We start from the raw sequence: 21,387 nt of genomic DNA on the forward strand, positions 1-21,387 counted from the left end.
AGCGCGCCTCCCAATAGACGACCAAACTGGCACAATGAGACTCACACAGATAAAACTTGCTGGATTTAAGTCGTTTGTCGATGTCACTAAAATCCCTTTTAACCAACCGCTTACGGCCATTATCGGCCCCAATGGCTGTGGCAAGTCCAATGTGATCGACGCGGTGCGCTGGGTGTTGGGCGAAAGTTCTGCCAAACACCTGCGCGGCGACTCTATGGCTGACGTTATCTTTAACGGCTCCTCGGCCAGACGCCCGGTCTCTGTGGCCAGTGTCGAGCTCAGCTTCGACAATCAGCAGGGCCGTCTGGGGGGGCAGTACGCCAGCTATCAGGCGATTGCCGTAAAACGCCAGGTGAGCCGCGACGGTGAATCCAGTTACTTCCTCAATGGCCAGAAGTGCCGCCGCAAGGACATTACCGATCTCTTCATGGGCACGGGCCTAGGTCCGCGCAGCTACGCCATTATCGAGCAGGGCACCATCTCACGGCTTATCGAATCTAAGCCTCAGGAGCTGAGGGTCTTCATCGAAGAGGCCGCCGGCATCTCCCGCTACAAGGAGCGGCGACGCGAAACGGAAAACCGCATCCGCCATACCCGCGAGAACCTCGAACGCTTAGGGGATATCCGTCAGGAGCTGGGCCGCCAAATAGATAAGCTGGCCGAGCAGGCAGAGGCTGCGCGTCAATATCGGGCGCTGAAGCAGACGGAGCGGGATCAACAGGCTCAGCTCGAGGTGGCCAAATATCTGGAGCTGAGTGCTCAGTCTGACAAGTTGTCCCAGGAGATAGAGGTCAAGACGCTGACCCAGAGCGAGGGCGACGCTGGGCGAGAAGCTCTGTCGCGCAACTTGACCGAGCTTAAACTCAAACTCGATGAGCTTGAGCGCCAGGAGCAGCAACAGGTCGAGGCCTTCTATCTCAATGGTAATCAGATCGCCAAGCTCGAACAGGAGGTCAAGCATCGTCAGCAGCAAGATGCGCATCTCAAGCAGCGTATCAAGCAGGACGAAGAGAAGCTGGCACTGCTAAAGGCTCAGGAGCAGGCGCTCATATTAGCGCGCGGCGATCTCGATGAGCGTCAGCACGGTGCCCGGCAGGCCCATCAGGCGTTGCAGCTGCAGCTCGAGTTACTCGATGAGCAGCTCGGCGAGGTCGAGTTATCCCTGGAGCAGGCACAGGAGGCCGAGAGTCAGGCCAAGCAGGCGGCTAGCCAATGTCAGCTACGCCTGGAACTCACCAAGGGGGAGCTCAAGCATAAGCAGAGCGCCCTGGCTCAGCTAAAGTCGCAACATCAGAGCGCGTTACGCCAGCTTGAGCAGCTATCCCATCAGGATGAAACCGCCAATCTTGCGCTGCAACATGCTCAGTGTGAACGGCTCGCCGAGCGGGTCGATGAGCTTAAGGGCGAGATCGAGCAGGGGGCTGCCACTCAGTCTCAGTTACAGGAGCAGGCGCGCCAGACCCTGGCGCAGGTCGATGCTCTGTCGCAGTCCCTGGCCGAGGAGAGGGGACGTCTGGCGGTGGTCAAGCGTATCTTACCTCAGGAAGATGCGCTTCAGGGCCGCGCCCTCTGGCAGGCGATTCAGGTCACGCCCGGCTGGGAAGCGGCGGTCGACCTTTTGCTCGATGGTCTGCTCACCCAGAAGGTGAGTGACAAGCCAAGCGCAATGGAAACAGAGAATGAGAGCGGCTTTGAGTTAAGTAGATCTCAGCAATGGACCGGGCTTAGCAGCGAGGTCAACCTGGCGCCTTGGCTGTCCAGGCTTAGCTGGGTCGATAGCCTGAGTCAGGCTAAGGCCATGCTGGGAGCACTTGAGGATGACGAGCGCATCGTCACTGCCGATGGCTACATCGTCGGTAACGGCTTTGTGCTGCAAAAGGCCGAGCAGGGCAGCCAGCTGGTGCAGCTCAAGGCCGAGCAGCAGGCGCTTGAGCTCAGCATAGCGGCCAGTGTCGAGGCTATCGATGAGCGAAGGGCGGTGCTTGCCGAGGTCAATCAGGCCTTGGATGAGCAGCGTGAGGCGTTCACCCAGCTTAATACCAGCTTGCAGGGGACGCAGCTTGAGCGTGAACGCCTGATGGCGCAGGCTCAGGCGACCCAGGAGCGTATCGCCCGGCAAGGTGAGCAGCAAGCCAGGCTGAAGGCCTTGCTCGAAGAGCAGAGCGGCGAGCTAGTAGCCGTGGAGCAAAGCATTAGTGAGCTGACAAGTCGTCGCGATCAAGACGAGGCGCAGCTGACTGAGCTGACGCGCTCAGCCGACAGCCAGGTGGCAGGACTTGCCGATCGCCGCGCCCAGCATAAGGCGCTGGGCCGCGAGCGTCAGGCGTTGGCGCAGCAGTCCCAGCAGCTACAGCAGTCGCTGCAGGCGATCAATACCGAGCAGGCGCTTAGCCGTCAGCAGGGGGAGCAGCTCGAGCGGCAGATGAAGGAGCTGGCCCAAGAGCTGAGCGAGCTTCAGGGGCAACTCGAGGGGCAGGATAAGCTAGATGGTAAGCTGCAAGCCGATGCCATGACGGCCCAGCTCAATGATGCCCTGGCGCGTCAGGGAGAGGCGCAGGCGGCGCTCGATGCCCTGCGTCTGCAGCAGGCTGAGCTGCAAAATCAAGCAGACGAGATCGGTGCCAAGCAAAAACAACAAGTTGGCAAGTTAGAGCACTTGACTCAAGCCATCAGCGCGTTAAAGTTACGTCGCGAAGGGATAAAAGGTCAAATTGACAGCCAGTTAGCTCAGATCAGGGGCCAAGAGGTGGATATCGCCGAGGTGCAGGCAACCCTGGATCTGACGGTGAGCCTGAGCCATCGTCAGAAGATGCTTGAGCGCACAAAGGCGCAGATCGAACATCTTGGCGCGATAAATTTGGCGGCGATTGAAGAGTTCGAGCAGCAGAGTCAACGTAAGGCCTATCTCGACAGTCAGGATGCGGACTTGGCCAAGGCCCTTGGTAGCCTGGAGGAGGCGATCCGCAAGATCGACCGCGAGACCAAGACGCGCTTTAAGGAGACCTTCGATAAGGTCAACCAAGATCTTGGGGTGCTGTTTCCTAAGGTGTTCGGCGGAGGCAGCGCCTATCTGGCGCTGACCGACGATGATCTGCTGGAGACTGGGGTCACCATCATGGCCAGACCGCCAGGGAAAAAGAATAGTACGATTCACCTGCTTTCGGGTGGAGAAAAAGCATTAACCGCTTTATCATTGGTATTTGCGATTTTCAGGCTGAATCCGGCGCCATTTTGTATGTTGGATGAGGTCGATGCGCCGCTCGATGATGCCAATGTCGACAGGTTCTGCCGACTGGTAAAAGAGATGTCTCAGAGCGTGCAATTTGTTTATATTAGTCACAATAAGATCACCATGGAATTGGCCGATCAACTAATAGGTGTCACTATGCACGAGCCAGGGGTTTCACGCATAGTTGCCGTCGATATCGATGAGGCGGTGGCATTAGCCGACGCAGTATAATTTTGGGAAAAACAGGGTAATCAATGGAAAATTTGCAACTGGTATTGTTCGTGTTAGGCGCGGTAGCCATTATCGCGGTACTTGTGCATGGTTTTTGGTCCATTAGGCGGCAGCAACCTAAATCATTAAAAGAATCGCCCATGACAGGGCTATACACAGATAAGACACGTGACAGTGACGGTTTCGACGCCGATGGCGTTGGCCCTGTAAGAGTAATTAAAAATAACGGCGAAGATCGCAGCATTCCTAAGGCCACCTCGACCAGCCGTGCCACACCTGCCGGTGCTCGCGCGCAAGAGAGCGAGCCAGCAGAGGTCTCGCCTAGTTTCTCCCTGTCGGACGAGCCTAAGCAGAAGGCGCCGCGTTCGCGTCAAGAGCCGGTCATGTCAGCAACCCCTAACGAAGAAGTTAGCGACGCCCATCTCGAGCAGATGGAGCTTGGCCTGGGTCAGGCCCCGGCGCAGCCTTCGCTGTTTGAAGACCCAGTTACCGAGCGTAAGCAGGAAGCAGTGCGCCCCGCGCCGAGAGTCGAAGCGACTCAGTCAGTAGCGCCTGCGTCTGTAGAGCCAGTGCCTGTTGAACCAGAGCCAGCGCCAGAAGTGGCCGAAGAGGCGCCGCTTGGCGATCCACAGGATGTACTGGTGCTGCACGTGGTGGCTAAAGAGGGCGAGGCCCTCAATGGCGCCGAGCTACTACCTAGCCTGTTGACCCTTAACTTCAAGTTTGGTGACATGGATATTTTCCATCGTCATGAGGATAATGCTGGCACAGGCAAGGTGCTGTTTTCATTGGCTAACATGGTTAAGCCTGGGGTATTCAACCCAGATGAGATGGAGCAGTTTACCACTCAGGGCATAGTGCTGTTTATGACGCTGCCTTGCTATGGCGATCCTCTGATGAATTTCTCCATCATGCTTAACTCGGCCCATCAGCTTGCCGACGATCTCGGCGGCGAAGTGCTCGACGGTGGTCGTGGCGCCTGGAGCGAGCAGACCAAACAGTCTTACCTGCAGCGCATTCGCGCGCAGATGTGATACCTAATCGGATATTCAAGATAGAGGCCGCATGAGCGGCCTCTGTTGCTTAAACTGGATAAGAAATCATGCAAGCCATACAAGACGAGATTAAACAGTTAACCGACGAGCTTAATCAGCACAACTATCGCTACTATGTCGATGACGCGCCCTCAATTCCCGACGCCGAATATGACCGTCTGATGCGTCGCCTGCAGGAGCTGGAGGCCGAGCATCCCGAGCTGGCGCTGGCCGACTCGCCAACCCAGAGAGTCGGCGGCGAGGCGCTGAGCAAGTTTAATCAGGTGACTCACCTCAATCCCATGTTGAGCCTGGATAACGTCTTTAGCGAAGAGGAGTTCAACGCCTTCTATAAGCGCGTCGGCGATAAGCTGCCGGAGGCGCCGGCATTTTGCTGTGAGCCTAAGTTAGACGGTTTGGCTGTGAGTATCCTCTACCGCGATGGCGTGTTTGAGCGCGCCGCCACCCGCGGCGATGGCACCGTCGGTGAAGACATCACCGAGAACGTACGCACCATCAAATCTGTGCCATTGAGACTCAGAGGCAGCGGTTTCCCGCCACTACTCGAGGTGCGCGGCGAAGTCTTTATGCCTAAGGCGGCCTTCGAGGCGGTCAACGACAAGGCCCGCGCCAAGGGCGAGAAGCTCTTCGTTAATCCGCGTAATGCGGCCGCCGGTAGCCTGCGTCAGTTAGACAGCAAGATCACCGCCAGTCGCTCCTTGGCATTCTATGCCTACGCTCTGGGCGTGGTGGAGCCGGAAACCTGGCCGCTGGCAGCCAGTCATTTCGAGCAGTTGATGCAGCTTAAAGAGTGGGGCTGTCCGGTGAGCAGTGAAGTCAAGGTATGTGCGGATATCCCGACCGTGCTGGCCTATTATCAGGATATACTGACCCGTCGTAGCGAGCTGGCCTATGAGATAGATGGCGTGGTGCTTAAGGTGAATGACATCGCCCAGCAGCAGACTCTTGGTTTCGTGGCTAAGGCGCCTCGCTGGGCCACCGCCTATAAGTTTCCGGCCCAGGAGGAGATCACCCTGCTCGAAGGAGTAGACTTCCAGGTGGGCCGTACCGGCGCCGTGACCCCGGTTGCGCGCCTGCAGCCTGTCTTTGTCGGTGGGGTTACCGTCTCCAACGCCACCTTGCATAACGCCGATGAGATCGCCCGTCTCGATTTAAGGGAGGGTGATACAGTAATCGTTAGGCGAGCAGGAGATGTTATTCCACAAATAGTATCAGTTGTCCTTGAAAAAAGACAAAGTGAAGCAAAATCTATAAAGTTTCCTGAAAATTGTTTGGTATGTGGCTCACCTATAGAGAAAGTTGTTAAGCAGAAAAAGTTAAAAACTAAAAGTCACTTTCTTGAACAAGCAACTCATAAATGCTCCGGGGGACTTAAATGTAGGGCTCAATTAAAGGAATCCATTAGTTACTTTGTTTCTAAAAAGTGCTTTGATATAGATGGGTTGGGTGACAAAATTGTTGAGCAGTTAATAAATGTAGGTTTGGTTAATAATCCTGCTGATTTATTTAAGCTTTCGTATGATGATTTTGTGAGCCTAGAGGGGTTTGGCGAACTTTCGGCCAGAAAACTTTTTGATGCAATTCAAGATAAAAAGACTATCTCACTTGAAAGATTTGTATTGGCTTTAGGTATAGCAGAAGTTGGTGATGCAACAGCTAGGGAATTAGCCAAACATTTGGGTAGCGTAAAATTTATAGTAGAGTGTCCATTCGAAGCATTGTTGCTTATACCAGACGTCGGTACAGATGTTTCCCGTGAAATACGGGATTTCATGGATAATGATGTTAACTTTAATTTTATTAAAGAGCTATATAATGAAGTAAATATAAAACCAACAGAAAAAGGGATCTCTAAGTATATTTTTGAGCATTCGAAAATGGAACATTATGTTGTTAACCTACATATACCAACAATAGCCAAGGTTACAGCATCGTTGCTATCTGATGTATTTGTTAGTCTTGAAGATTTATTTGAAGCGACTTTTGAAAGTTTACTAAGCATTAATGGTCTTACAGATAAACGTAGGAAAGCGTTGCTGAAATTCATTTCAGAGCAATGTAATAGGGAACATGCTCTAAAACTTGAATTGGTTTTAAAAAAACTTGGGTTACATTGGACACAGAATTACGATGGTGAAGATGAAATCAGCTTGGTTGAGTCCTTTTTTACAGATAAGACGTTCGTTTTAACTGGTAGTTTTACAAGTTTTACTCGGAATGATTTAAAAAATCTTTTAGAAAGCAAGGGGGCTAAAGTTTTAGGAAGCGTCTCTAAAAATACTAATTTCCTTATAGCCGGAGAAAAGGCTGGAAGTAAGTTAACTAAGGCTGAAGCACTTGGTATTGAAATATGGGATGAAAACTTAGTCAAGGAGAAGTTAAGTGAATAAATGGATTTTTCATGTGCAAGGATCAGCTGCTGTGCCATATGTAGTCACTTTTGAGAAAATTATTGAACATATAAAGGTAACCTGTGATTGTCCTGCTGGTCTAAGAGGAAAATTATGTAAGCACAAGCTTGGTATCCTAACCGAAAATATTAAAAATAATACAGATTTGGGGAGGGAGCTTGTTAATGATGGTTATAATGATTCACTAGCAGAACTTACCAATTGTGAAGTTAGCATCAAACAATTGAATGATGAAATGGCTAGATTAAAGAAAGTGCTTGCTAATAAAATGAAGAATAATTGATTCAGGAAGCGTCATCGAGAGATGGCGCTTTTTTTATCGTTCACCGCCTCCATTTGTTATCAGATGTTGAAATCCGCGACATCATCACCATATAGAGAGAAACGGGGGAGGGAGAACACTATTGAATTTTGGACATATTAATTGGTTAGACGATAAGGGACACTTTAAGCCGCCGCTTATGTTGTACCTGATGCTAGCCTTTATCGCCCGGGGATGGTGTGTGTTTATCGCCTCCCTGACTCAGGCCAGCGATCGAGCCGGTTTGGTCGCCCTCATCTATCCGCAAAAGTCTGACTTTCTGATGGCCTTGGCGGCCGGTGTCGGTGGCTTATTTCTCTATGGATTAGTGATCGCCGAGCGTAAACGCGCTCCACTCTGGTTAAGACCCGCCTTTAATCAACTTAAACCTCTGCTGATTGCGCTTTTGATGGTAGATGCCGGCCTTTTGTTGCAGCGCCTGATTCACAACCATTTTCTCTATAGCTGGAGCTTTGGCCTGGACGCGCTGTTTCTCTTCTGGAGCCTGCTCTATATCGGCAAGTCGAAGCACCTTAAATACTACCTGCAGGATTGGCGCAATCAGACGGATTAGCGAATCCCGGCCAAAAAAAAGCGCTGCAAGATGCAGCGCTAAGCATATCTCTATTGAATGAAAATTCAGTCTCAAGATATCGGAATGTTACAAAATACCTTATAAATCAATGTGAAAAACAACAAATTCACAGGACTTATATTAAGGACAATTGACAGCAACACTCTTTAAAGAAACATAATCCGGGGTTGCTACGTATCTCTAAAGAACAGAAGCATACTAACACCAATTGAATATTGTATACAATAAATAATTTCAATCTTAGTTTAGATTTTTTGCATATCTTATAACCAGCAGCTAATTGTCTCTCGGTGCACTTTGGCGTCAATCTGTGCGTAAGTGGTCAATTTAATGACAGATTGTACAAATTGAGTTGCTATTGACTATAGTTATGTTATTAAAGTTAGGTTGCTTTTCATATTCTTAGGGGATCATCTCGCATCCGGATCTGGAGCAGGGGACCCAATGGGTATGGGGAAAATCAATGGAGTTGCTTCGAGTGGCCAGAACTGAGCCGATACAATTACCCCTGTCTAAGTTACAAACAGGTATCACTGTTAAGTTACCCTTGTCTTGGAAAAACCATCCTTTCCTTTTTAACCGCATCAAGATTGAAGAAGAGGCGCAGATAGAGCTGATCAAGAGTCTTGGCGTGCCCTATGTTCTGTTGGTGTCGGGCGAAGAACTGTTGGAAGAGGAGAATGATGAGGGAGACGAGCAGGCTGAAAAGGCAGAAGAGGTGGTGGATCCCATCATAGAAGCCAAACGCAATGTGCGTAAATCCCTGCGTCTGAGTCAGAAACGCTTTATCGATTGTGTCAACGAGTGCCGCTCGACCTTTAGCAAGATAGCCAGCGATCCCGAGGGCGCTTATCGTGAGGCTGCCTCGCTGGTGGAGTCACTCATCGAGCATATGTTTGAGTATGAACAGACCCACCTGGCGTTAGTGACCGCAGGTGAGAGTGACAATAGCGTCACCCAACACGGTATCTCGGTGGCGGTATTAGCGCTAATGATCGCCAGGGCCATGGAACTGCCCAAATCGGATATGCGCGACATCGCCTTGGGCTGCCTGTTCCATGATATAGGTAAGCTCAAGGTACCCGAGTCTATCCGGCGCAAGAAGACACCGTTAACGGCCTCCGAAGCCAATTTCCTCAAGATGCACCCCAACTTTGGCTACGAGATGCTCAACAAGACGGGCCTGTTTAATAAGGCGGTGCTCAGCATCGTCCTGCACCATCACGAGTTTATCGATGGCTCAGGCTTTCCCGACGGCCTGATAGAGAAGAAGATCCCCATTACCACGCAGCTGGTGAGTCTGGCGAACGATTATGACGGTCAGCTGTGGGCCGAAGAGAGCCGCTCGCCTCAGATAGCCCTGGGTTATCTGTTTAAGAATCATGCGGGGAAACATTCGGAGACGCTGATCGCCGTGTTGGTTAAATTGCTTGGGATCTATCCGCCGGGCACTCTGGTGCGTCTCAGCGATGGCGATGTCGGCAAGGTGATGGTCACCACTCAATCGGTGAAACAGCCTCAGGTGTGGGCCTGTCATCCCGACGGCAGCGAGCCCGGCCTGCGTTTCCTCAGTCAGGAGGAGGTGTTTGTCGATAGCGTGTTAAAGCTTGAAGAATTAACCGAAGGTGCAATGCGCGTGTTACAGGCCGACAGTGGAATTAGTTTTTATTTTGCTGGCACCCCCTAGTCCCGTTGCGTTATTTTAGAAGTCTGGTTTCAAGTCAAAATATTTTAATTTAGAGCATTCAAGATGATAACTTCTGTTGCCGTCGTCGGCTGCGGCTGGTTTGGCTTGCCTTTGGCCAAGGTGCTGGTAAGCCAAGGATTAAAGGTTACGGGCTCCAAACGCTCGCCACAGGACGCCGAGGCCTTATCAGCCGATGGAATCGCAGGCTTTGCGCTGGATTTAGAAGCACTCGAGAGTGAAGATTTGTCTTCTCGCGCCCGTGAAGCGATAACCCAAGGCCTCGCCTGCGATGCCTTAGTGATCAACATCCCCCCCGGACTTCGCCGTGGTGATAACGGCTATCTGGATCGCCTCAAGCGCCTCAAGGTGTTAATAGGCACCCACGAATATCAGCGCATCATTTTTATCAGCACGTCTGGTGTCTATCCTGCCGGTGGCGACCGTTCAGGCAGTGGCTGCGTCGAGATCGATGCTAAGGCCCACAGCCCTGGGAGCGAGACCTTGCTGGCCGCCGAGGCGCTCTTCTCTGGTGCTAACTCCGAAGGTGGCGTGTCTAACAATCACTCTGCTGGTGGCGAGTCTAACAATAACTGCGTCGTCGTGCGTTTCGCCGGCCTCATAGGTCCCAAAAGGCATCCAGGGCGATTCCTGGCGGGAAGAGAGAATGTGCCTGGTGGTAACCTGGCGGTGAATATGGTGCATCTCGATGATTGCATTGGTGCCGTGACCTCGCTGCTGAAAGCTGAGGGGCCTTTATCGCCAGCCTATAATCTCTGCGCGCCGCTGCATCCCACCAAGGCGGAATTTTATCAAAAGGCGGCGACTCAGTTGGGGCTCACGCCGCCAAGCTTTATCGAGGGAGACTTAGCTGAAGATAAGCGCGTCGATGGAGGCCTTATCACCCGGGAGCTAAACTATCGGTATAAGTTTACCGATCCTCTAGCCATGTTGGCCCATTGCTAGGCTAATGCTTGTGAAAGCCAGTGTTCATAAAGATTAGCGTCCAAAAGGCCGAGAGCGTATTTGATTGAATTTATGAGTTCAGGCCCTGGTAAGAGAAGATGGTAAGAGAAGATTGTGAGAGAAGGTTGCAAGATAAATAGCCTCAGCTAAGCCTGGGGAGCAAACATTTTTTCAATAATAAGAAGAGTTGGTTATGAAAAGAGTCGTGAATCTATGTCGTTATGTGAGTCTATTATTTATCGCCCTGGCTGCCTTTCAGGTCAGCGCTCAAGCTAAGTATGTCGAAGGGGTCGACTATGTGAAGGTGGCGGGGATCCCTGAGGTGAATCAGCCTGTGGTGCGTGAGTTCTTCTCCTATAACTGCCCTCACTGTTATCGTCAGGATGGCTTGATCACCTCGGCCGTGGCCAAGTTAAAGGCCGAACTGGGGGATAAGCTGGCATTTGAGCGCACGCCGGTGGCGGGCGGCCGTGCGGCCTGGCAGCTGAGCCAGGAAGCCTACTACCTAGCGAAGAAGTTTCATGTGACCGAACAGACCCATGGCAATCTGTTTAAGCGGATCCATGAGGGTAACGGCGCCTTTAAGCGTCAGGAGGAGCTGAGTCAGTTCTTCGTCGAGCAGGGCCTGTCGAAGGCAGAGGTCGACAAGGCGCTGGCGTCGGTAGATAACAAGTTGGCGATCGCCGACTATGATACTCAGGCACAATTATCTGGGATCCGCGGGGTGCCTTCGCTGCTGGTAAACGGTAAATATCTGGTGAGCAATAAGCAGCGCAGCGCCGAGGAGTTGGCCGATCTGCTTGCCTATCTCTCGACCCTGAAATAGGTCATTCTTCTCATTAGTGAGGCCTTTCAACAGGGAAGCCTCTCTATCCCATCAGCCGCCACTTGGCGGCTTTTTTGTACATTCCTTTAACAATTCTGTTCGACCTTAGTCTAGTTTGCAAGCCTATGAAAATTATAGGTTTACGCTGGCGTCAACCTTGATCTTATTGTTTTGTAACGAAAATGTTTTAATATGCGTTCAGGTTGACGCTGGCGTTAGACCAAAGTCGCGATTGTCCTAATGACTGCGCTTGCTAGATTAATCCATGACTTAATAATAATCAGCACAGGGGAGTCGCAATGGCTTTTGAAAATAACGAAAAGGCAGAAGGTTACTGGCGTGAAAATTTACGTCTAGTGCTCGGACTGCTAGCAATTTGGGCTGCAGTGTCATTTGGCTGCGGTATTTTATTGGTCGATGTACTCAATGAGATCCATTTCATGGGCTTCAAACTGGGCTTCTGGTTTGCTCAGCAGGGGGCCATGTATGTATTCGTTGCACTGATTTTTGTCTACGTGGCGAAAGCCAATGCGCTGGACAAAAAATACAATGTTCATGAAGACTAAGGAGCAATGAGATGGATGTTCAAACGTTAACCTATTTGATAGTGGGCTTTACCTTTGCCCTCTATATCGGCATTGCGATCTGGTCTCGTGCCGGCTCAACCAAAGAGTTCTATGTTGCTGGCGGTGGCGTACACCCTGTGATGAATGGTATGGCCACGGCGGCAGACTGGATGTCGGCGGCGTCTTTTATTTCACTGGCGGGTATCGTCTCCTTCGTCGGTTATGACGGTTCCGTCTACCTGATGGGCTGGACTGGCGGTTATGTGCTGCTCGCGCTCTGTATGGCACCTTACCTACGTAAGTTTGGCAAGTTTACCGTGCCCGACTTTATCGGTGATCGTTACTACTCCCAGGCGGCCCGTACCGTTGCGGTAGTCTGTGCCATCTTCATCTGTTTCACCTACATCGCCGGTCAGATGCGCGGTGTGGGCGTGGTATTCTCACGCTTCTTGGAAGTAGAGGTCGATACCGGTGTTTATATCGGGATGGCCGTGGTCTTCTTCTACGCAGTACTCGGCGGCATGAAGGGCATTACCTATACCCAGGTGGCTCAGTACTGTGTATTGATCTTCGCCTTCATGGTTCCAGCCATCTTCATCTCTGTGATGATGACTGGCCATATCCTGCCGCAGCTTGGCTTCGGTGCCGAGTTGGTGGATGCCGCGGGCAATGGCACGGGCACCTATCTGCTTGAGAAGCTCGACGGTCTGTCTGCTCAGCTTGGCTTCTCTCAGTACACCGAGGGCTCTAAGGGGATGATCGACGTATTCTTCATCACGGGCGCACTAATGTTCGGTACTGCGGGTCTGCCACACGTTATCGTTCGCTTCTTCACCGTGCCTAAGGTAAAAGATGCACGTGTCTCAGCCGGTTGGGCATTGGTGTTTATCGCCATCATGTACACCACTATTCCTGCACTGGCCGCCTTCTCTCGCGTGAACATGATCGAGACAATCAATGGTCCTGAGTCAACGGGTGTGGCTTATGAAACGGCGCCAGATTGGATCAAAAACTGGGAGAAGACAGGTCTGATCAAGTGGGACGATAAGAACAACGACGGCAAGATCTACTATGCCAAGGGCGAAACCAACGAGATGAAGATTGACCGCGACATCATGGTACTGGCTACCCCTGAGATCGCTAATCTTCCAGCGTGGGTGATCGCACTGGTTGCGGCAGGTGGTCTGGCGGCGGCGCTGTCAACTTCTGCGGGGCTGCTACTGGTTATCTCAACGTCGGTATCGCACGACCTGTTGAAGAAGAACTTCATGCCGGATATCTCGGATAAGCAGGAGCTGCTCTATGCCCGTATCGCTGCAGCGCTGGGTATCGTCATGGCGGGTTACTTCGGTATCAATCCTCCAGGCTTCGTAGCGGCCGTGGTGGCAATCGCCTTCGGTCTGGCGGCATCGTCACTCTTCCCAGCGATCATCATGGGTATCTTCTCTCGTACCATGAATAAAGAGGGCGCCATTGCCGGTATGGTGACGGGTCTGCTGTTCTCGGCAAGCTACATCATCTACTTCAAGTTTGTGAACCCAGGTGATAACAACGCGGCGAACTGGTTGTTTGGTATCTCGCCAGAAGGCATAGGTATGCTGGGGATGATCATCAACTTCGCGGTAGCCTTTATCGTCAGCAAGGTAACGGCTGCGGTACCACAGAATGTGGTTGATATGGTGGAATCAATCCGCTTCCCTAAGGGAGCCGGTGAGGCCCACGACCACTAAGTTGATAAACTTATCGACCTAGGGAGCGCAATGCGCTCCCTTTTTTTATTTCATATCTTATTGATTTACCTTTTGCTTATCTGGCAGTCTCAGGGTTTGTGTTTAGAGTTTATGTTTGGAGTTTTCGGGGAAGTAGGGGTGAGTAACTATCAATTATCTGTGGCGACCTTTAATAAGCTGGCGCGCCAGTATCAGGATAAATATATGCAGATGCCGCTCTACGAGACCACCTATGCCCGCTTGAGTGAGTTACTCGGCGAGCAAGACAAGGTGCTGGAGCTTGCCTGCGGCCCGGGTAACATTGCCCGCTATCTGTTAGCGCGTCATCCTCAGCTTGATTACTTGGGGACAGATCTGGCGCCGCAGATGGTGAGCCTGGCAAGAGAGAATAATCCCACCGGCAAGTTTGAGGTGATGGACTGCCTGGCTATCGACAGTTTAACTAAGATGTTTGATGCCATAGTGTGTGGATTTTGCTTGCCTTACCTCAATAAAGAGGAGGTCAAGGCCTTGATCCAGGCGATGGCAAGAAGGCTGAATGCTGGTGGGCTGCTCTATTTGAGCACCATGGAGGGCGATTATGCCGCCTCAAAGCTGCAGACCTCCAGCAGCGGCGAGCAGGCCTTCATCTATTATCACTGCGGCAAGTGGCTCAGCGCTGAGCTGAGTTCGGCAGGTTTTGAGCTGCTAAGCTGCCATCGTCAGGACTATCCCGAGCGGGGCGATGTGGATCTCTTCATCATTGCCAGGCGGCGTTAGGGAATTGGCTGGCCTTTAGTCGTATAGCAAGAGTTTGTTTGTTAAGGCTATAGTGAATAGAACGGCCGATGCTTGGCGAGATTATAGGGCGAGATGCCGACCATAACGTAAGAGGGAGATCATGGACGCGAGCGAACTGCAACCTATTACCCAATTTCTTGGCCAGCTGACGCCCTTTGACAGCCTATCTGAGCAGACTCTGGAGCGTTGCTGCCGCGCCCTCACCGTCGGTTATTACAGCCGCTCCTCCGTCTATGTGCCGCTGGATGAGGAGCATCCTCAGCTCTATATCGTCCGCAGCGGCGCCTTCGAGGTGCGCGGCGAAGATGGCGACCTGATCGACAGGCTCGGCGACGGCGATTTTTTCGGCTTTCCCTCGCTGCTCTCCGGCGAGAAGGTGAGCAACAGAGTACAGATCCTCGAAGATGGTTTGGTATATCACTTAGACCCTGAAACCTTCAATCAGCTGAGAAGTGAGAGTCGCGAGTTCGATCGCTTCTTTAACCGTGCCTTTGCCAAGCGATTGCGCCATCAGGGGCGCTTCAAGGCCAAGGAGCTTGGCTCCACCAACAGGGTCAGCAGCCTGATGTCCAAACAGCCCCTGTGTCTGGATATCAATGCCAGCGTCAGCGACGCCGCCCGTCTGATGCGGGATAACCGGGTCTCCTCGGTACTTATCATAGATAACCACAAGCTTGCGGGGATCCTCACCGACAGGGATCTGCGTAACCGCGTGCTAGCCGAGTCCCTCGACGGCTGCCTACCTGTGCACCAGGCGATGACGGTAACCCCGACCACCCTGAGCGCCAATGCCCTGGTGTTCGAGGCCATGTTACTGATGAGCCAGCATAATATTCACCATCTGCCTATCATGGATGAGGGACACCCCATAGGGGTGATCACTAGCACGGATATTTTGCGCGGACAAAGCTCACAGCCTCTGTTGCTGATCGGTGAGATAGAGCGTCAGCATGATCTCGAGAGCTTGATCCATGTCTCTAAACAGATCCCGCTGTTGCTGCAAAACCTCATCAGCGCCGATGCCAGGGCCGAGGAGATAGGTAGGGTGCTGACCTCGGTAACCGATGCCTTGACCCGGCGGCTGATCGTGCTCAATCAGCAGATCCTCGGTCAGGCGCCCATGCCATTTTGCTGGCTGGCGTTCGGCTCTCAGGGACGCCAGGATCAGGCGGCCTGCTCGGATCAGGACAATGGCCTGCTGCTGGCCCATGAGATGGATGAACATGCCCAGGGCTATTTCGAGGCGCTGACCAAGGCGGTCTGCGCCGGGCTGGATCGCTGCGGCTATGTCTACTGCCCAGGCGACATCATGGCGCAGAACTCTAAATGGCGGATGACGCTAGCCCAGTGGCAACAGAAGTTTGCCAACTGGGTCGAGCATCCCGAGCCCAAGGCCCTGATGCATGCCAGCATCTTTTTCGATATGCGCTGCATCTATGGGCCTTCGAGCCTGTTTGAGGGGCTGCAGTCTCAGGTGCTGGAATCCACCAAAGATAACGATATCTTCCTCGCTGGGATGGCGGGCAACGCTTTGCAGGTATCACCACCGCTGGGCTTCTTCAAGAAGTTTGTCCTGGAGCGTGACGGCCAGGAGGTGAAAGGCATCGATCTTAAGCACAAGGGCAGTGCGCTCATTAACGATATCGCCAGAGTCTACGCCCTGTCGGCGGGCATTAGCGAGGTGAATACCGCCAAGCGCATTCGCCTGCTGATGGAGCAGAACATCATCAATCGCAAAGATGCCCTGAATCTAGCCGATGCCCACGAGTTTATCGCCCACATGCGCCTGTCGAATCAGGGTTATCAGTATACTCACAACCAACCCCTCACTAATTATCTGATGCCCCAGCAGCTCTCCTCGCTGGTACGTCATCAGCTGCGTGACGCCTTCAAGGTGGTACATGACGCGCAGGCGGGTCTAAAACTCAAATTTACCCGGAGCTTCTAGGTGCTGGCAGGAATTAAGGTCAGATCGCAGCTCTGTTGGCGAGCCCTGATGGCAAAAAATGCCGGGCTCAAGGCCTATCAGCAGGCGCTGATGCCGGTTATCGACAAGCCATTGTCTGAGGTGGATCTGCTTGCAATAGATCTCGAGATGACAGGGCTCAATGCCAGCTTCGATCAGATCTTGAGTATCGGCGTGGTGCCTATCCGCCAGGGGCAACTTATTCTCAGCGAGGCGCAGCATAAGCTGGTGCAGATAGAGGGCAGTGTCGGCCAGAGCGCCACCATACACGGTATCTTAGATACCCATCTGGATACGGCCTTGACCCCTGAGCAGGCGATGGCCTGGTTTTTATCCGTGAGTGAGGGCAAGATGTTGGTGGCCCACCATGCGCCGCTGGATCTCGCCTTCTTACAATCTGGGCTGCAGGCCTGTTTGGGAGAGAAGCCGCGCCTGCTCGCCATAGATACCCTGTTGCTCGAGAAGCAGCGCCTGCTGAGACAACAGGAACATCTGCAAGAGGGCAGTCTTCGCCTGGGGCGCAGCCGCGCCCGATATGGTCTGCCCGTGTATGCCGCTCATAACGCGCTCATCGACGCGCTGGCCTGCGGCGAGTTGCTGCTGGCGCAGGTGGCGGCCATGGGCGGCGCAACTAAGGTAAAGATCGCCGAGCTGCTGCCTTAATACCTGGTTATACTTGGTTACATTTTGCGCCTTTATCTTTGGCAACTTTCCGCCATTATCTCAATAGAGACAGGAGCTTGGACGGATCCATTTAGATGGTATTGTCCGGCTATGGCCTGAGTCATGGCATAAGTAATAAGCAAAGAGGTTAATTATGGCGCTTCCTTTACTCTGGCTCGGTGGGGCCGCCCTGGGGGCCGCCTTTATCGCCGACGCCAAGCAGAAACAACGACAGTTGACCTTAGACAGGCGGTTGGGGCGTGCGCCTAAGGCGCCAGAGGGTAAGCGGGTGAGCCCACTCGCCCCCAGTGTGTTGCATCTCGGCGAGGTCAAGGTCACGCCGCCCCCCGGCGCTATGGTGTGCTGTTTCGTCTTCGGGGTGATAGAGCATACAGGTATCTGGCTTGGAGACGATACCTTAGTAGAGCTGCATGGCAGCGGCCTGATCCGGCCTGTGTCATCTAAGCGTTTCTTGGCGGGGCGCACCGGTAGCCGTATCTTCGTCGCCTGTGACCATCAACATAGACCCTTAATTGGTGAATCTGTGCTGGAGAGGGCGCAGCAGGCCATCTATCAGTATCGCGACTATGATCTCTTCGACAACAACTGTCATCGCTTCGTCTGGAATTGTCTTACTGGCGAGGAGCTGAGTATCTCGAGTTTCGATAAGTTTAATCGTCTGCTGGCCGGCCACTTCGCCCAGGCGATCTATTGGGATGAGGCGGCGATAGCTAACTAAGTGTGATTAAGAAAGGCTTAGGTTGGGCCTGGTTCTAAGGTCAATTCATTAAGTGTTAAGCTAAAAAAAATGCCGACATGATGTCGGCATTTTCTGTTCTCAATCTGGCGATTATTCGCCGCAGAAGTAGTTCACGGCGCGCTTGACCAGCTCGATACCCGTCTGATCGCATGGCGGTAGCTCGGCATCTGATTCGCTGATCGGCGTCACGCGATCGCCCCATTTGAACAGCACTGCGGCCGAGGTCAGGCCGGCACCGAAGGCGCAAGACAAGATGGTTTGATTTGGCTTGATTAGACCCTTCTCCAGCGCATCACAGATGGCGATAGGGATAGTGGCCGCCGAGGTGTTGCCGTAGTTGGCGATGTTTACCACTGCCTTCTCTTTCGGGATCTTCATGCGGTTGATCAGGGTATCGATAATGCGCTCGTTCGCCTGATGCGGGATCACCAGATCCACTTCGTCTTTGTCGACGCCACATTTTTCCAGCACTGTGTTGCTGAGCTTGCCCATACCGGCGATGGCGCGCTTGAAGATCTCCTGACCGTTGAATTCGATGTAGAAATCCAGTGAAGCGGCGTTGAATCTGTCCATGGCGGTACCAAAGCCAGCCTTGAGGATATCGCGACCGGCTGGGTCGTTGTTGAGCTCATAGCCCAATACGCCGCCAGGCTGATCTGTGGCTTCGACGACCACGGCGCCTGCACCGTCACCGAAGAGGACCGCAGTTTCGCGGCGAGACCAGTCGAGGTAGAAGGAGAGACGCTCGGCGCCGATCACCAAGACTTTCTTCGACTGACCACTCTTGATCTGTGAGCTAGCCAGACCTAAGCCGTAGAGGAAACCACTACAGGCGGCGTTGATATCGAACGCACCGCAGCTGGCGCCAATGTTGGCTTGTACGGTTGATGCTATGTTTGGAATCAGCGTATCAGGGCTGGCGGTCGCCAGTATGATAAGATCTATCTCTTCGCCCTTAACACCGGCTGCGGCCAGGGCGCGCTGGGCGGCAACGGTCGCCAGCTCAGAGGTGTTGACATGACTGATGTGTCGCTGACTGATCCCAGTACGCGGCTTAATCCATTCATCGGAAGTGTCGATAAAAGTGGCAAGATCATGGTTGGTAAGCGTTGCGGGGGGAACACATTTTCCCCAGCCGGTAATGGTGGCGTACTGCATCTGAATATTCTCTCAAAAATAAAAAGGCAGAGTACATCAGCTCTGCCTTATCAAACTAATCTAATAAGCCTAGCAATAAGTCAAGCAAGCTACAGTGATTTAGCTCACCTGTTGGGCAACCAGCTCACGTATGGCATTGGCTGCATGTAATATATGGTCTCTCAGAAGCGTTACTGCCTTGTCAATCTCTTGGTTACGACAGTAGGTGAGCAAGTCTCTGTGGTCTTGCGCCGCTCTGGGGATGCCGCCTGCCAGCAGAAGCTGTAGACGTATGTAGCGATCACAGTTGGTATTTAGACCGTGTACCACATCCATGGTGTGAGGACGACCGGCCGCCTTATACAGGCAGGTGTGGAACTTGGTATTGAGTTCGCTCCAGCTGCTCACGGCATCTTCCTGTTGGAAAGCCGCCTCCAGTTCATCCAGGTAACCCTGGGCCTGAGCCAGCATCTCATCATCGAGATTCGGGATCGCCTTGGCAAGCAGATCGGTTTCGATAAGGGCCCTTAGCTCAAACAGCTCGGTAACCTGATCGACCGACAATTCGGTGGCAGTAGCGCCCTTATGGGCTTCAAACTTTACGAGTCCTTCGGCTTCGAGTTGCAGCAGGGCTTCTCTGACCGGGATGCGACTGACGTTCAGTGCCTCGGCTAAGGCGCTCTGGCGTAATGGTTCGCCGGCGGCAATTTCGCCTGAAAGGATTTTCTCTCTTAAGACTTCCACCACGACCTGGGTGCGCGTTTTATGAACGATTGGAGTTGTTCGGCTCATAGTTCCCGTAATGTCTTTTCGTTATTATATGTGATCCGCATAAGATTACCGCTTATAGCACTATAAATAAAGGGAAACCGTGGTTTCCCTTTATTTAATATGCCTGTTAGAAGTGCTTTAGGAGACTTTGCCCATCTCGCAATGCTTCGGGCAGCAAAGCGGTTGGCATGTTTTGATAGCAGATGGGCCGTGTCCAGCGATGTATCGCCATGCTGCCCACCGAGGTGCTGCGACTGTCGGTGCTGGCAGGGTAGGGACCGCCATGGTTCATCGAGTGACACACCTCGACGCCTGTTGGCATCTGATTGAAGATAAGCCTGCCAACTCGCTGGCCTATGGCATCCACTAGGCTATGGGCATGAGCCCAATCGCCCTCGTTGCCATGAAGCGTGGCGGTAAGCTGCCCCTCAAGATGCTCGGCAACGGCCTGCATCTGCGCGCCGTCCCGGCACTCTACCACTATCGCGAAGGGCCCAAAGACCTCCTGTTGCAGGGCGCTGTCGGCCAGATAACCTGCCGCATCCACCTTTACCGCCGCCGGGCGGGTATGGTGGCTGGCCTCGGCTGCCTTGCCCTGGGCCAGTAGCGTTAGCTGCGGATGTGCCAGCAGGGTCTCGGTTTGCTGCTGATAGGTGGTAGCGATGCCTGGGGTGAGCATGGCGCTGGCGGCTTGCTCGGCCAGGGTCTGGCTGAGTCTATCGCAGTAGCGGGTCAGCGCCTCACCCTTGATGGCGACAATCACCCCAGGGCTGGTACAGAACTGACCGTGGCCCATCATCATAGACTGCACCTGAGTTTCGGCCAGCGTCTCTGCCTGCTCGGCGAGTATCCCTGGCAGTAGGAATTGTGGATTGGTAGAGCCAAGTTCGCCATAGAAGGGGATTGGTTCGGGGCGCGCCGCGCAGCGATCGGCCAGGATGCGACCCACCTTTAGCGAACCTGTGAAGCCCACCGCCTTGATCTCTGGCGCCTCGACCAAGCCCGTCGAGAGGTCCGGGGTATGTCCCTGCAGCAGACTAAATACGCCGGCTGGCATGTCGCATGCCTGGATCGCCTTTTCTATGGCCTGGGTGACCAGCTCACTGGTGGCCGGATGCGCCGGGTGGCCCTTGACGATAACGGGGCAACCTGCGGCGAGCGCCGATGCGGTGTCGCCCCCCGCGGTGGAAAATGCCAGCGGGAAGTTAGAGGCACCGAAGACGGCCACAGGCCCTAAGGCAACCTTGCCTAGGCGGGTATCTGGCTTTGGCAGCGGCTGACGCTCTGGTTGAGCCATGTCTGCAATCGATTGCTCTATTGGGTTAACAAGATTTTGGGCAAACAGGCGCAGCTGACCACAGGTGCGCCCAGTTTCGCCCTGTAATCTGGCCAGAGGCAGGCCGGTTTCGAGGTGGGCGGCTTCTATTATCGCCTCTTTGTCGGCCTCGATATGCTCGGCAATGGCGCTTAGAAAGGCGGCGCGCTCACTGTCGCTCTTGTTGCGATAGCTGTTAAAGGCCTGCTCAGCCGCCTTGGTGGCCAGGGCGAGCTGCTCATCGTCCGCGCAGGCAAAGTGCCAATCAATCTGAGCATTAGCGACGGGGTTAAAGCTTTGAAAGGCACAGGCTTCGCCCTGCCACTCGCCATTGATGTAATGCTGGCCGGTTAATCTGTTGGTGATGCTTAATGTCATTGCTATTGTCCTTTTGAGGTGGC

General features: G+C 53.2%; 17 protein-coding genes. 14 read left to right on the forward strand and 3 right to left on the reverse strand.

All coding sequences use genetic code 11. From position 1 onward, the window contains the following. The first annotated feature begins 34 nt into the window (after positions 1 to 34). From smc to K0H81_RS07815, 14 genes are all read left to right on the forward strand, one after another. Entirely contained in the window at positions 35 to 3,460 is a 3,426-nt protein-coding gene (gene smc, locus K0H81_RS07745) for a chromosome segregation protein SMC (protein WP_220060458.1), read from the forward strand. Positions 3,461 to 3,483: 23 nt separating this feature from the next. Then, positions 3,484 to 4,494 carry a cell division protein ZipA gene (zipA, locus tag K0H81_RS07750; protein ID WP_220060459.1) on the forward strand — a complete coding sequence of 337 codons (1,011 nt, stop codon included), beginning with the start codon at positions 3,484 to 3,486 and terminating at the stop codon, positions 4,492 to 4,494. 68 nt (positions 4,495 to 4,562) lie between these two features. Next, positions 4,563 to 6,905, forward strand: coding sequence for an NAD-dependent DNA ligase LigA (gene ligA / locus K0H81_RS07755; RefSeq protein ID WP_258406416.1), 2,343 nt, complete (start codon positions 4,563 to 4,565; stop codon positions 6,903 to 6,905). Then, complete coding sequence (locus tag K0H81_RS07765; protein ID WP_220060460.1) at positions 6,898 to 7,209, forward strand: hypothetical protein; 312 nt, start codon at positions 6,898 to 6,900, stop codon at positions 7,207 to 7,209. The genes ligA and K0H81_RS07765 overlap by 8 nt, the downstream gene beginning before the upstream one ends. 121 nt (positions 7,210 to 7,330) lie before the next feature. Continuing rightward, positions 7,331 to 7,801, forward strand: coding sequence for a DUF2919 domain-containing protein (locus K0H81_RS07770; RefSeq protein ID WP_220060461.1), 471 nt, complete (start codon positions 7,331 to 7,333; stop codon positions 7,799 to 7,801). A gap of 499 nt (positions 7,802 to 8,300) precedes the next feature. After that, positions 8,301 to 9,509, forward strand: coding sequence for a cyclic di-GMP phosphodiesterase (locus K0H81_RS07775; RefSeq protein WP_434086883.1), 1,209 nt, complete (start codon positions 8,301 to 8,303; stop codon positions 9,507 to 9,509). A 63-nt stretch (positions 9,510 to 9,572) separates the two neighbouring features. Then, entirely contained in the window at positions 9,573 to 10,472 is a 900-nt protein-coding gene (locus K0H81_RS07780) for an SDR family oxidoreductase (protein ID WP_220060463.1), read from the forward strand. 193 nt (positions 10,473 to 10,665) lie between these two features. Beyond that, a complete protein-coding gene (locus K0H81_RS07785; protein WP_220060464.1) occupies positions 10,666 to 11,298 on the forward strand; it encodes a thiol:disulfide interchange protein DsbA/DsbL in 633 nt (210 codons plus the stop codon). A gap of 299 nt (positions 11,299 to 11,597) precedes the next feature. After that, positions 11,598 to 11,864 (forward strand): DUF4212 domain-containing protein, encoded by a 267-nt coding sequence (locus tag K0H81_RS07790; RefSeq protein WP_011866169.1) that lies wholly within the window; start codon positions 11,598 to 11,600, stop codon positions 11,862 to 11,864. A gap of 11 nt (positions 11,865 to 11,875) precedes the next feature. Next, entirely contained in the window at positions 11,876 to 13,594 is a 1,719-nt protein-coding gene (locus K0H81_RS07795) for a sodium:solute symporter family protein (protein ID WP_144204479.1), read from the forward strand. Between the two features lie 138 nt (positions 13,595 to 13,732). Continuing rightward, a complete protein-coding gene (locus tag K0H81_RS07800; RefSeq protein ID WP_220060465.1) occupies positions 13,733 to 14,353 on the forward strand; it encodes a class I SAM-dependent methyltransferase in 621 nt (206 codons plus the stop codon). A 121-nt stretch (positions 14,354 to 14,474) separates the two neighbouring features. After that, entirely contained in the window at positions 14,475 to 16,322 is a 1,848-nt protein-coding gene (locus K0H81_RS07805) for a DUF294 nucleotidyltransferase-like domain-containing protein (RefSeq protein ID WP_220060466.1), read from the forward strand. Between the two features lie 48 nt (positions 16,323 to 16,370). Further along, on the forward strand, positions 16,371 to 17,003 hold the full coding sequence (locus K0H81_RS07810; RefSeq protein WP_258406417.1) for an exonuclease domain-containing protein: 633 nt from the start codon (positions 16,371 to 16,373) through the stop codon (positions 17,001 to 17,003). Positions 17,004 to 17,157: 154 nt separating this feature from the next. Next, a complete protein-coding gene (locus tag K0H81_RS07815) occupies positions 17,158 to 17,742 on the forward strand; it encodes a lecithin retinol acyltransferase family protein (protein ID WP_220060467.1) in 585 nt (194 codons plus the stop codon). 111 nt (positions 17,743 to 17,853) lie between these two features. Here the strand turns inward: K0H81_RS07815 and K0H81_RS07820 are convergent, their stop codons facing one another. The 3 genes from K0H81_RS07820 to K0H81_RS07830 form a co-directional block, all read right to left on the reverse strand. After that, positions 17,854 to 18,921 carry a ketoacyl-ACP synthase III gene (locus K0H81_RS07820; protein ID WP_220060468.1) on the reverse strand — a complete coding sequence of 356 codons (1,068 nt, stop codon included), beginning with the start codon at positions 18,919 to 18,921 and terminating at the stop codon, positions 17,854 to 17,856. Positions 18,922 to 19,020: 99 nt separating this feature from the next. Next, positions 19,021 to 19,692, reverse strand: coding sequence for a GntR family transcriptional regulator (locus K0H81_RS07825; RefSeq protein WP_220060469.1), 672 nt, complete (start codon positions 19,690 to 19,692; stop codon positions 19,021 to 19,023). 106 nt (positions 19,693 to 19,798) lie between these two features. After that, positions 19,799 to 21,364: an aldehyde dehydrogenase (NADP(+)) gene (locus tag K0H81_RS07830; protein WP_220060470.1), complete on the reverse strand. Its 1,566-nt coding sequence runs from the start codon at positions 21,362 to 21,364 to the stop codon at positions 19,799 to 19,801. Between the last annotated feature and the right edge of the window lie 23 nt (positions 21,365 to 21,387).

The sequence above is a fragment of the Shewanella halotolerans genome (assembly GCF_019457535.1).
GTDB lineage: Bacteria > Pseudomonadota > Gammaproteobacteria > Enterobacterales > Shewanellaceae > Shewanella > Shewanella halotolerans.

Coding starts and splice junctions, on each gene's coding strand:
- K0H81_RS07785 (WP_220060464.1), top strand. CDS start 10,666: ATGAAAAGAGTCGTGAATCTATGTCGTTATGTGAGTCTATTATTTATC.
- K0H81_RS07805 (WP_220060466.1), top strand. CDS start 14,475: ATGGACGCGAGCGAACTGCAACCTATTACCCAATTTCTTGGCCAGCTG.
- K0H81_RS07825 (WP_220060469.1), bottom strand. CDS start 19,692: ATGAGCCGAACAACTCCAATCGTTCATAAAACGCGCACCCAGGTCGTG.
- K0H81_RS07795 (WP_144204479.1), top strand. CDS start 11,876: ATGGATGTTCAAACGTTAACCTATTTGATAGTGGGCTTTACCTTTGCC.
- ligA (WP_258406416.1), top strand. CDS start 4,563: ATGCAAGCCATACAAGACGAGATTAAACAGTTAACCGACGAGCTTAAT.
- K0H81_RS07820 (WP_220060468.1), bottom strand. CDS start 18,921: ATGCAGTACGCCACCATTACCGGCTGGGGAAAATGTGTTCCCCCCGCA.
- zipA (WP_220060459.1), top strand. CDS start 3,484: ATGGAAAATTTGCAACTGGTATTGTTCGTGTTAGGCGCGGTAGCCATT.
- K0H81_RS07790 (WP_011866169.1), top strand. CDS start 11,598: ATGGCTTTTGAAAATAACGAAAAGGCAGAAGGTTACTGGCGTGAAAAT.
- K0H81_RS07830 (WP_220060470.1), bottom strand. CDS start 21,364: ATGACATTAAGCATCACCAACAGATTAACCGGCCAGCATTACATCAAT.
- smc (WP_220060458.1), top strand. CDS start 35: ATGAGACTCACACAGATAAAACTTGCTGGATTTAAGTCGTTTGTCGAT.
- K0H81_RS07815 (WP_220060467.1), top strand. CDS start 17,158: ATGGCGCTTCCTTTACTCTGGCTCGGTGGGGCCGCCCTGGGGGCCGCC.
- K0H81_RS07780 (WP_220060463.1), top strand. CDS start 9,573: ATGATAACTTCTGTTGCCGTCGTCGGCTGCGGCTGGTTTGGCTTGCCT.
- K0H81_RS07810 (WP_258406417.1), top strand. CDS start 16,371: ATGGCAAAAAATGCCGGGCTCAAGGCCTATCAGCAGGCGCTGATGCCG.